We start from the raw sequence: 12205 nt of genomic DNA, 5'->3' as shown, positions 1-12205 counted from the left end.
ACCGTCCCTATTGAGTCCTACGGCCAGGTAAATGGTTTTGTTGATGACCTTACTATTCTCCCTCACCTTAAAAACGATGCCATCCATCCACACAATTAAATACACCGGCTCCAAGGGCCTGTTCTGCCAGGCAATAACGTCATTGGCTACTGTTTCAGTAATACGGGAGATGGTGGAAGCAGACACTTCAAAATTATAAACTTCTCTTATCTGCTCTTCAATGTCGCTTACACTCATTCCCTTAGCGTAAAGAGATACAATGACGTTTTCTAACCCATCCACCATATTTTGCCTTTTAGGCAGCAGCATCGGGTTAAAAGAAGCATCCCTGTCTCTTGGTACCTGAACGGTAGACTCTCCAAAAGAAGTTTTTACCTGTTTGGCTGATGTACCATTACGGGCATTGGAAGAGCTGCTTTTCTCATGCTTGTCATAACCCAGATGTGCATCAAGTTCAGCTTCCAGGATTTTTTCAATACCCCGCTTTTGGAGTTGGGCTAAAAAACTGTTGAGCTGGTCGCCGGTTTTGAGTTGCTTTAAAAAAGCATCCGTGAGTTGTTGTTCGTTGTCCATAATTAAACTGTGTTTTAAAGTTATAAAAAAAGTGATCAAGAACTTGGGGTACCCCAAGTTCTTGATCACTTACACAGTTTATGAAACAGTACCCGGTAAATACTTAATACCACAACTTTATAATTAAAAAAGCAACTTGTAAGAGTTGCTTTTTTAATTAGTTCTGATATAATAACCTTCGGACAACATATAACCTCCGAAGGTTTGACCATTCACTATTCACCATTCACTATTGACTACCTCACCATCGCTCTTCCCCCGAATCCTCCCCTCGCTGCTTAAATTCCTGCCGGCTTCTCATCTTCTCCGCTTCGCGTTCTATCATCAGGTCGGCGATCATTTCGGCAGCATCCGTTTGTGGAAATCGCCTCAGCAGCTGATCTATTTTCTTTTCGCTCACATCGATGCGGTACAGAAGGTACACCAGCTTTTCAAAATCGTGCAGGATGAGGTGATTGATCTTTTCAACGATTGATTTACGGACATCGCTATCCCGGTCCGGAATTATTCCCAGCTGGATAGAAACCGGTATGAGTGGATTTGTTTCCTGCATTATATCATCACAGCTTAAGTGATCATCAAGAGGTGAAATGCTAAATTAAAGATGAAGCAGCTAAGGTAACGGATTATGGAAAGAAGTGTAAACCACGGTTTTTTATATTGATCCCGCATAAACAAGGCGGCGATTTCCCTGTGTGAACTTTTGGATGTGAACTTTTTTTGTGAACTCCGTATAAAAAAAATGCTATCCAATCATTTTCAAGGGATTGTCTTTGTGAACTTTTGGCAAAAAAATCGGGATTTACGTGTGAACTTTTACTCTTTGTGAACTTTTATGTGAACCTGGTTTGTAATAGAACCGGAAGAAATGGTATCTATTATATAAAAATACTTTTTTTAAAAACATCATACATCATAGATCATAGATCATACATCATAGATCACACATCCCTTCTACGAAAGAAATCGTATTTTCGTCCCGAAAAAATATTTTCACTCATTTTCCAACCTTTTCTTCTTTTGCTTCTCTTATAAAGTATAAAACTAATTGGGAACCGCTAAAACTATACAGGCTGCAGTCGTAACAAAGGCTGTGAACGGCGACCGGGACGCACAGGCCTGGCTGTATCATCAATATAGTAAGGCGATGTTCAACGTGTGCACACGGATGACGGGCAACCACAGCAATGCCGAAGATATCCTGCAGGAAGCATTCATGACGGCATTTAAAAACCTGGGGCAGCTCAAAGATGCGGATAGTTTTGGTGGATGGCTGAAGCGCATCGTGGTAAATGAATGTATCCGGCACGGTAAAAACGGTTTCGCCTGGAGCGAATGGAGCGACGAACAATCGGATACGCTGGCAGATGAAACTACGGAATGGTGGTCTACGGTGAGCCTGGAAATATTGCACAGGGAGATCAAAAAATTACCCGATGGATGCCGGCAGGTATTTGTGCTGTACGCCATGGAGGATTATTCACATAAAGATATAGCAGCCGACCTGGGAGTATCTGAAAGTACCAGCAAAAGCCAATACCACCGGGCCAGGCAATTATTGCGGGAACGCATCAACATTCAAATCGCGATTCATGGGTGAACTTAAAAAATATCTGCAGCAACACAAAGAGGAGATGAGCTTTGATGAGCCCGGGCCATTGCTTTGGGAAAAGATCGCAGCGCCTCCGGCGAAAAAACAACCCGGCAGGCTGGTGAAATTTACGGTGCGTTTTGCGGTAGCAGCAGTAATATTGGTGATGCTGCTGGCAGGGATCAGATTTTTGACCAGCGAAAAAACACAGGAAAAAATAGAACCTGTGGCGATAAAAAAGCAGGCACCCGCCGACACGATCCCGCAGCCTTCCACCCCTGCAATCGCTGAAATAAAAGATACAGTGAAACCCGCGCCGGCACTGGCTGTAGTAAAAGCAAAAAAGAAACCGGATGAACGTTATGCTTTGATGAAGTCTTTCAAAGAAAGTTATGGAGAACTGGTCAATTACCAGCTGCAGAATATCAGGACAACACCTGTATATGCGGAGAACCCCGCTTACTTCAATGATTTCAAGACAAGGCTGCGCCAGATGGATACCGATGAAGCTGCCATCCGGACGAATATCCGCCAGAACGGCATCAGTAATACCCTGATCGAACAACTGATCAATGTTTATCAGCAAAAGCTCGATGTGTTGAAAAGTCTCCAGCAGGAGATCAATAAAATGAATACGCGGGTGCAACAGGAAAACCCCGCCGATTCATTGAACAAATATTACTTAAACATTTAAACGGGGATTATGAAATACGCAGGGATATATTTAATGCTTACCATGCTGCTGCTTTGCTTTACCGCGAATGCGCAAAAAGATACGATCTACATCAAAGGGTTATCAATGGACGGAAAAAGAGATACCATCTTTTTGAGAGGCGTTTCTACTAATAATAAAAAAGATACCATTTACATTAAAACTGTTGTCAACGGGCAGTTGAGGGATACATTCTTCGTGTCGGATAAAGTATCGTTCGATAAAAGGGACACATTATACCTGAGCAGCGCCGATATAGCTTATATATCCGGGGGCAATCAATATGTTTATCGCGCCAAAGACAGTCTGCTGAGGCACAAAGCTTACGTAGCTTATAAAAGTGATTCTTTACTGAAAAATAACAGATTCAAAGACTACAAAAAACAGGATTCGCTGTATACCGTTTCCGGCAGGGAATTCAAACGGACAGATTCGCTCCGGAAGGAGAGCGGAATGTATGTAGGGAACGGTAAAGGCTACAGGATCTTTAAAAATGGATACGACTCCACTTACAGAACAGGAAAAGATACTTTGCGCCTCAAAAAAGAACTGAACCGGCTGAAAGGAAACCTGGAACGTATCAAATTGGATTCGATAGAACGTTTACGGAGTATGAATAAAAAGGAGATCAGCATGGAAGTGAATTGTAGCAAGAATGGAACGGTGACCATCAAAAACCTTTCTCGGAAAATTGTGATCAGGACTTTTAATGAGAAAAAAGTAAGGCTGGTAACAACCGTTTATGCCGAACCGGGATTTGAAACCAAAGATGTTGATTGGGAAAAAGAATTGAACATCGGCATTGAGCAAACTAAAAATGAAGTCACAATAAAGCCAGCCGGAAGCACAACGATCTCCGTAAGCTCTTCTGCAAACCCGGGCGGCGCAATTACATTAGGTTATTCCTATTCGTCTGCGACCGGGGTAAGCGGAGCGGGGCAAGGCGCTTTTTCCAAAAACAGAAAAAGCGAGGTGGTCATCTACATTCCTTCAGGAGCAAAGCTGGTAGTGGAAAACCGATACAATGATGTAGCCATTCTCAATGATCTTACCATGCTGGATGCAGACCTCCTGAATGTTAACCTGAAAATGCAGGATGCGGATAAAGCCACCATAAGATCGAAATACGGGAGTGTAAATGCAGGTGATATTAAGGAGGCGGATTTGAATCTCCTCAACTGCAAATTTACTTCCGGCAACATCGATAAGTTAATTATAGATTCCCGCTATTCTACTGTAACATTTAAAAATTCAGGCGTTATAGACATGACGAGCGTTAGCGATCAGTACAGTATTGCGCAGGCGGGCACACTTACGGTGAATAAGAATTTCGGAAAGTTAAATATCGGAGGGATCAGTAATTCGATTGAGTTTACGGGATCGAGTGCCGATTTAAATATCAATGAGATCAATGCTTCCACGAAGTCGATCAAAATAAATAATAAATATGCAGATGTGAAATTGCCGGTAAAATCACTAAATAATTATACCGTGCAATTCGACGGGGATTACAGTAAAGTATATACACCATTTGAAACGGAAACCGAAACTAACAATGGAAGGAGAACGACCAACACAAATTTTACCAAAACGGTTGGCAATGTGAAGAAAGGGTTTACTGCTTTTGCTGTCAGCTGTACCAGCTGCTCGGTGGATTTCAGATAATTAAAGTATAGCCATTTAAACATATTTCATGAAAAAAATCTTCTCGCTACTAGCGTGTAGCTGCTGCTTTGTCCTGGCCACTACTGCCCAGGGAACCCTTAAGGGAAAACTCACAGATTCTGTATCCAAAGCCCCGGTTGGCATGGCCACCGTTACGGTATTTCGTGCTGCCGATACTTCCATCCTCACGTACAGGCTCAGCAATCCTGATGGTGAATTTAAAGTGCCCGGACTTCCATTGGATGTAAATTGTCGTGTGGTGGTTTCTGTGTCGGGGTATGCTGGTTACCGCAAAGAATTTCAGCTGGATAATTCCACTTCCACATTGGATATCGGAACAGTGCCACTTTCGCCCTCATCCAAATCCCTGGATGAAGTGATCGTGTTTGCGGAACGTCCGCCGGTAGTGATCAAAAAAGATACGGTTGAATTCAATGCCTCCGCCTTTAAAACCTTACCCAACGCTTTGGTAGAAGATCTTTTGAAAAAGCTGCCCGGTGTACAGGTAGATAAAGATGGCAACATCGTGGTGAATGGAAAACCGGTCAACAAAATTTTGGTGGATGGAAAATCGTTTTTCGGCGATGACCCCAAGATGGCTTCCCGAAACCTTCCGGCGAATGTGATCGATAAGGTACAGGTAACCGACGATAAGGAAGAAATGGCCCGTAGCGGAGATGATAATCCCAATAATGCCGGAAAGGTCGTTAACATCACGTTGAAAAAAGGCATCAAAAAAGGCTGGTTCGGTAAAATGTACGCCGGCGGCGGAACGGGGAATCTTTATGAAGCCGGCGCCATCGCAAATATTTACCGCGATACGTTACAGATCAGTTTATTGGGTTACCTGAACAATCTCAACAAACCAGGTTTCAGTTATAGCGAACTGATGCAGGCAGGCGGTATGGAGCGCAACCGTGCCAACAGCAACAGTAACAGTACCAGCATCTGGAACAATTCGAATGGCAGCGGTGTTTCCATCAACGGTGTAAATTTTGGCGGGATGCAAAGTTATGGTGGTATCACCACCAGCAAGGGATTGGGCTTCAACCTCAATCATACGCCCAATACAAAACGTTCTTTCTACCTCCAATATTTCCGCGGAAATATTGATGTGAACCGTACCAACATCACCAACATCAGCCAGTTTAATGCCGATACCGTGGTAACCAACAATACGGTGTTGGGTGGCGGGGTAGAAACGAATGCGCATAACATCGGCATCGGCGCCAGGCTCAAGCCGGATTCCGTTACCAATATTTTATTAAATGCCAATTATACCATCGGTCTGCAGGACGAACAACGCATCAGCGATGTGATGAGCAACAATAACCTGTTGGGCAACCTGACCGACGGAAATGTGTTTCAAAATAACCCGGCTAAAACGTATTTCTACCGCCACAATCTTGCTATCACAAAATTATCGAAGACAAAAAAAGGGCGCCGGTTCAACTTCAACCAGTCGCTGGATATCAACAACCGTTTCAATGATTATAGCACCGAATCGTATATCCGGTATTTATACCCCGCGGTTTTCGACAGCAATTATTCACAACTGAGGGTGGAGCGCATACCAAGAACAGATGCTACTGTGTCGTTCAATTACAGCGAGCCGCTCACAAAGATGATGACCTTAAGGGTAGGCGGAAGGTATGAGTACAGCCAGTTGTACAACACTGTGAATACTTTCAACAGGAATTCCAGCGATCAGAAATTCGATTCGCTCAATAATGATCTCAGCAGCAGGTTCAGGCGTATAGGCAATCGTATACTCGGTAATGCCGGGCTTGAGTTCAAATGGAAAGATCTTACCATTACGCCCGGGCTGCGTGGACTGGTGCAGTCATTCGATAATACACTGGCATCACTGCCGGCCACCATCAGGCAACGCCAGAGCGACATCCTTCCAACCTTTGGGGTGGTGTACAAACAATTGAGCCTTTATTACAGCAAGGATATCCAGATGCCGGGTTACATTTCACTCATTCCGGTTACGGATAACACCAATCCTTATTTCATCACCAAAGGAAATAATGCCCTGGTGCCTTCGGTAAGAAATAATTTTTCTGCAAATTATAATTTCAACAATCCTAAAACGAACCTCTACATCAACCTTTACAGCAATGGTTCCTTTACCGACAATGACGTGGTGCAAAGCATTTCGGTAGATGCGCAGGGTGTTCAGACTTCCATGCCGGTAAATGCGAATGGCAGCAAATATTTTTATGCGAATTTTAATATCAATAAACAATACAAGAATAACCAGAAATTTATTTTCTCCTGGAATACGGGTGGTAACTATAATTTCAACCGCAACCGGTTAATTTATAACGATACCAAAAGCTGGCAGAGTACGTTCAATTTCAACCAGTGGGCTGGAGTCAATCTGAACTTCAATGATAAAGTGGAATTCAATACTTCGGTAAGTAAAGGATATAATTTTACGGAATATACCAATGCTACTTTCAAAAAGATCAACATCAAATACTTTTGGTTTGATAACGAACTGGTGCTGCGCTGGCCGAAACATATCATCTGGGAAACACAGCTGAACTATTCCTACAACAGCAGCCTCACCACACACGACACAAGGAATATCGTGCGCTGGAATGCTGCGGTAAATTACACCATGCTGAAAAGCGAAGCGCTTGTGCTGAAACTATATGTGTTTGATATTTTGAAAACAAACAGGAATACTTATTCATATGTGAACAGGAATATGCTGACGGTATACCAGACCAATACCTTGTCGCAATACGGTATGGCCACACTTACCTACAATGTAAGGCCTTACGGCGGTGCCAAGAAAAAAGTGGGAGGAAGGGAAAGGTTGTTCTTATTTTAAGTTCTAACCACAAAAACACTAAGGCACAAAGATTCACCAGGAACCCGGAGAAGAATTTATTTCATCTTTTATCTTTGTGAGCCTTTGTGCTTTAGTGTCTTCGCGGCTCATTAAAATCGCTCCAGCACTCCCAACGCAAACAATGCGAAATCAAACTTACAAGGGTCTTTGGGATCGATGGCTTTCATTTCTTCAGTAAGCTCCACGGCAGTAAGCCAGTCGGTGGGCTTCCGGTTGATAAGGTTGAAATGTCTGGCAACCCGGGCTACGTGCACATCCAGTGGCACGATCAGCTGCGCCGGTGATATTTTTTTCCAAAGCCCGAAATCGACGCCCTTGCCATCATTTCTCACCATCCACCGGAGGTACATGCTCAGGCGCTTGCAGGTAGAGTTTTTATTGGGCGATGCGATGTGCTTCAGCGTACGATCAGGAACATCGTTCAGCGAAAAGAAATAATTGTAAAACCCGTTTAGTGCATTTTCTGTATTTACATCCTTTTTTTTCATCCATTGGCTGAAGGCCGTTTCCAGGCTTTCATGCCGAGAATAATGCATTTTGAAAAACGAAATAAAATACAGCAGGTCTGTAGGATTAAAAGTCCGATGCTTGAAATGCAGCAATTTTTTCAAATCTTCATCTGTGTGGTGCAGACAAAACGAATGTGGCGCATTGTCCATCAGCTGCATCAGTTCCTTCGTTTTATTAATAATGGTGGTGCGGTTTCCCCAGGCAAATATTGCGGCGAAAAAACCGGCGATCTCCATATCTTGTTTTTGGGTAAAACTATGCGGCACACAAACAGGGTCGTTTTCAATGAACGATGGCCGGTTATATTCTTTAACCTTTTTCTCCAGGAATTGTTGAAGCTCTGTAGTCAAGAAAAAATTATGAAGGTTTGTCTTTTTTGAATAAAGCCGCTATCGCGATGAATACCCAGATGATGTTCACGATCATGGAGGGGTAGGCTTTGTGCACAAAAGTGTTTACAACAAAAAATACTCCGCCAACGAGGTTGGAAATGATGTATGCCCGGGAATTTGTTTTTAATATGCCGAACATATTCAAAGAATAGGCGCCGATGATGAGAACGGCGCCTATCCAACCTAATATTTCTATAAATAAATTCATTTTGCAGGAACGTGCCTGTGGCGCGTTCTATTTAGATTTATTTCAGAACGCGCCACAGGCACGTTACTACAATAATCAAAATCAACCTATCGCCAGCTTCAGATCTTCAATCAGATCTTCAGCATCTTCAATGCCCACGCTCAGCCTGATCAAGCCGTCGGTCAATCCCACTTTCAATCTTTCTTCCCTCGGGATACTGGCATGTGTCATGCTCGCCGGATGATTGATCAGGCTTTCCACACCACCAAGGCTTTCGGCAAGTGAAAATAATTTTGTTGAAGACAAAACTTTATGGGCCGCTTCAACGCTGTCATTTTTTAAAGTAAAACTCATCATGCCGCCGAACCCACGCATCTGTATTTTGGCGATCTCGTGATTCGGGTGATCTTCGAAGCCACACCAGTACACTTTGTCAATAGCGGGGTGGTTGCGCAGGTAATTGGCGATCACAATTCCGTTTTCACAATGCTGGCGCATGCGTACATGCAACGTCTTGATGCCACGTAATACAAGGAAACAATCCATCGGGCCCGGAACGGCACCACAACTTTTCTGAATGAAATATAATTTTTCCCTTAATGAATCATCGTTCATCACCAGCGCACCCTGTATCACATCGCTGTGGCCACCGAGGTATTTGGTAGACGAATGCATCACGATATCGGCGCCAAGGTCCAGCGGGTTTTGCAGGTAAGGAGAAGCAAATGTATTGTCCACACAAAGCCAGGCACCCGCTTTTTTGGAAATGGCTGCCACAGCTTTAATATCTGTAATGTTCATCAACGGGTTGGTAGGAGTTTCTATCCACACAAGCTTAGTATTGGCAGTTACCGCGGCTTCCACATTGGCTGTATCGGTGGTATCTACATAAATAAACCTGATACCGTACTTTTCAAATATCCTGGTAAAAAGACGGTAAGTGCCACCGTACATATCGGCCGCGGCAATTACTTCATCACCCGGGTTCAGCAGTTTTATCACCGCATCCGTAGCGGCTACACCACTGCTGAAAGCCAGCCCGTGCCTGCCATTCTCTATGATGGCCAATGCTTCTTCGAGCGCTTTCCTGGTGGGGTTCTGGCTGCGTGCGTATTCAAATCCCTGGTTTACACCCGGGGCTTTCTGTACGTAAGTGCTTGTCTGGTAAATAGGCGTCATGATAGCCCCTGTACTCGGGTCGGGCTCTGCGCCGGCATGTATAAATTTCGTAGATAATCTGTATGTGCTCATATGGTTGAATGTAGTGAGGGGCAAAAATAGACAATTTGATGGTTTAGGAGGTTTAGAAGTTTAGGGGTTTAGGAGTTTAGGGTGACCAAAAATGGAAAGACTTTTCAAATATTTAATATCTAACCCCCTAACCCCCTAAACTTCTAAACCTCTAAACCATCTTAGAGAGGCACATATACCTCCAGTCAAAATTTTCTGCCTGGTGTGCATTAGCCGGATGCTGCTTTTTGGTCAGAACCGATTCCTTTAATATTTTTTCTTTTACCAGTTTTTTCTTGGCCTCGTGCAGGTAATCCTTGAAAACCGGCTGCTGCATCCATTGTTTTTGGGGTGGTTCAAAACCAATCTTATCACTTCTCCAGACGATGGAAGAAGGAAGTTTTTCCGACATCAGGTTGCGGAGGATCGATTTAGTGAAACCATGGTTTACTTTATATGAAGAGGAAAGTGAGAAAATGAATTTTACCAGTTCCGCATTCAAAAACGGAAGCCTTACTTCCACGCCATGCGCCATACTGTTGCGATCGGCGTAGCGCAGCAATTCCTCCAGCCCCAGTTCCATGGTGTTGAAATAAAGTATATCGTTCAGTTTCGTCACGATCGGTTTGTGAATGCCCTCCCATTCGCGGCCACGCAGGTGGGTGAGCATCGCTTTGTTGATATCGGGATTGTGTATGATATGATTGTATTCCTTCTTCTCCAACGCAATGGCTACATGCGATGGCAATAAAGACGCTACAATATTTTTTACACCCCACTGAAAAGCTGTTTTGCGGGAGCGCATCAGGCTCATCTCTTTTCTGGCCGTAGAAAATTTATAGAGGCTTACCAGTTCCTGCAGGTACCAGTGGATATATTTGTGGTAACCGGCCAGCGTTTCATCTGCACCCTGTCCATCCAGCAATACCCTTACGCCATGTGATTGCGCCAGCCCGTAAACTTTATATTGCGCAAAAATACTCGAAGACGTAAATGGCTCTTCCTGGTGGTAGCAAAGCTTTTCAAAATCATTGACCAGTTCTTCCGCAGTTGGCGTAACGGTGAAATTTTTCAGGCGCAGCATGTCCGTAACCTTCTGTATATGTTGTGCCTCATCCTTTTCAAACCCGGGGAAAACTGCGGAAAATGTGGTGAAGTCACCCGCATGCCTTTTGCCCAAAGCCTTGTTTACAAAATAGGCGATCGTTGAGCTGTCGAGCCCGCCGCTAAGGCTGGAGCCCACTGGTACATCGCTTCTCAACCGGCGGTGAATGGAAAGTGAGAACAGGCTTTCAAAAATGCCCAATGCATCCGGCTTCTTTACCTGCTGGCGGTATTGTTTGTCGATCGTCCAGTAAGAATGTATCCGAAAATCCATTTCCGCGAAATTCAGCACCGCAAAATGTGAAGGGGGCAAGGAGAAAATATCTTTGTAAAAAGTCTGTGATTTATTGGAAGGGTTTTGCACATGCCCCAGTGAAAGATAGTTAAGCATTAATTTATGCTCGATGGTTTTATCAATCCCGATCGCCCACAACCCTTTCATTTCGCTGGCAAAGGCGAATATCTCCTGGTTTTGATAATAATAAAAAGGTTTTTCGCCAAAGCGGTCACGTGCGCAAAACAAGGTCTGTCTTTTTTCATCCCAGATAGCGAAGGCAAACATGCCATCGAAATGCTGCAGGCAACGCTCATCATAAAAATCGTAGGCGGCCAGTATCACTTCAGTATCGCTTTCGGAGGTAAAAATGTAGCCTGCTTTCTGCAGTTCGTTCTTTAATTCGATGTAATTGTAAATTTCACCGTTGTACACGATGGTGTAACGTTGCAGGTAGTGCATCGGCTGATGCCCGTTGTCAGTGAGGTCGATGATAGCCAGCCTGCGATGTGCAAAACCGACATGATTGGAGCGGTTGGTCCAGAAACCTTCCCCGTCGGGACCGCGGTGCGACAAGGCATCAGCCATGGCACTCAGCAACGGCCTGCTGATCATTGATTCGTCCCGCGTTATTATTCCCGCTATTCCACACATTGGTTAAAAAAGTTGAAGGTTCTAAGTTCAGAGTCAATAGTTAATAGTGAATAGTCAATGGTTCACAATAATGGAGCCTTTTCAATACTCTTTTGCAGTATCGGGCTTTACCTATTGACTATTCGCTATTGACTTTTTCGAAAAGTTGATGGGCAACACCGTTTTCACATTATCCCAGGCCATCAGGAGTCCTGCGCCTCCTGGTTCATCCATGAATACCATGGTAAAATCTTCCAGTGCCGGCGATTGGCGCTGCACAGGTACTTCCGTCCGCATTACATCTTTGCTGGTATCTGTATGCAATCCCCAGGTGTAAAGATTGGAATTGAGCACGATCGTCCATTTATCCGGCTCCGGGATACAATAGATGACATAGGTTCCTTTACTGACCGTTTTCCCGCCAATGATCACATTCCTGAAAAAATCGATCTCGGTCGCTTCATTGGC

11 protein-coding genes are annotated in these 12205 nt (G+C 44.1%); 4 read left to right on the top strand and 7 right to left on the bottom strand.

The window, feature by feature from the left end:
• A partial coding sequence (locus tag EGI32_RS09765) for a transposase (protein ID WP_255155139.1) occupies nt 1-573 on the bottom strand: 573 nt, incomplete at its 3' end.
• Nucleotides 574-814: 241 nt separating this feature from the next.
• Nucleotides 815-1126 (bottom strand): hypothetical protein, encoded by a 312-nt coding sequence (locus EGI32_RS09760; protein WP_255155208.1) that lies wholly within the window; start codon nt 1124-1126, stop codon nt 815-817.
• A 495-nt stretch (nt 1127-1621) separates the two neighbouring features.
• Between EGI32_RS09760 and EGI32_RS09755 the strand changes: the two genes are divergently transcribed.
• From EGI32_RS09755 to EGI32_RS09740, 4 genes are read left to right on the top strand one after another with little or no spacing between them, the layout of a single operon-like run.
• On the top strand, nt 1622-2173 hold the full coding sequence (locus EGI32_RS09755) for an RNA polymerase sigma factor (RefSeq protein WP_255155207.1): 552 nt from the start codon (nt 1622-1624) through the stop codon (nt 2171-2173).
• Complete coding sequence (locus EGI32_RS09750) at nt 2166-2858, top strand: hypothetical protein (protein ID WP_255155206.1); 693 nt, start codon at nt 2166-2168, stop codon at nt 2856-2858. Before EGI32_RS09755 ends, EGI32_RS09750 begins: the two co-directional genes overlap by 8 nt.
• Nucleotides 2859-2867: 9 nt before the next feature.
• On the top strand, nt 2868-4541 hold the full coding sequence (locus tag EGI32_RS09745; protein ID WP_255155205.1) for a DUF4097 domain-containing protein: 1674 nt from the start codon (nt 2868-2870) through the stop codon (nt 4539-4541).
• A 28-nt stretch (nt 4542-4569) separates the two neighbouring features.
• Nucleotides 4570-7386: a TonB-dependent receptor gene (locus tag EGI32_RS09740; RefSeq protein ID WP_255155204.1), complete on the top strand. Its 2817-nt coding sequence runs from the start codon at nt 4570-4572 to the stop codon at nt 7384-7386.
• 110 nt (nt 7387-7496) lie between these two features.
• Here EGI32_RS09740 and EGI32_RS09735 read toward each other — a convergent pair whose 3' ends face one another.
• The 5 genes from EGI32_RS09735 to EGI32_RS09715 all read right to left on the bottom strand — a co-directional run.
• Entirely contained in the window at nt 7497-8267 is a 771-nt protein-coding gene (locus EGI32_RS09735) for a TIGR02757 family protein (RefSeq protein ID WP_255155203.1), read from the bottom strand.
• Between the two features lie 7 nt (nt 8268-8274).
• On the bottom strand, nt 8275-8517 hold the full coding sequence (locus EGI32_RS09730; protein WP_255155202.1) for a hypothetical protein: 243 nt from the start codon (nt 8515-8517) through the stop codon (nt 8275-8277).
• An 81-nt stretch (nt 8518-8598) separates the two neighbouring features.
• Nucleotides 8599-9747, bottom strand: coding sequence for a cystathionine gamma-synthase (locus EGI32_RS09725; RefSeq protein ID WP_255155201.1), 1149 nt, complete (start codon nt 9745-9747; stop codon nt 8599-8601).
• A gap of 151 nt (nt 9748-9898) precedes the next feature.
• On the bottom strand, nt 9899-11758 hold the full coding sequence (gene asnB / locus EGI32_RS09720) for an asparagine synthase (glutamine-hydrolyzing) (protein ID WP_255155200.1): 1860 nt from the start codon (nt 11756-11758) through the stop codon (nt 9899-9901).
• 111 nt (nt 11759-11869) lie between these two features.
• The coding region (locus EGI32_RS09715) for a DUF2911 domain-containing protein (protein WP_255155199.1) at nt 11870-12205 on the bottom strand (336 nt) is incomplete at its 5' end.

It is taken from the genome of Ferruginibacter sp. HRS2-29 (genome assembly GCF_024343615.1).
Classification (GTDB): domain Bacteria; phylum Bacteroidota; class Bacteroidia; order Chitinophagales; family Chitinophagaceae; genus Ferruginibacter.
This window is presented reverse-complemented; position numbering and strand designations above follow the sequence as displayed.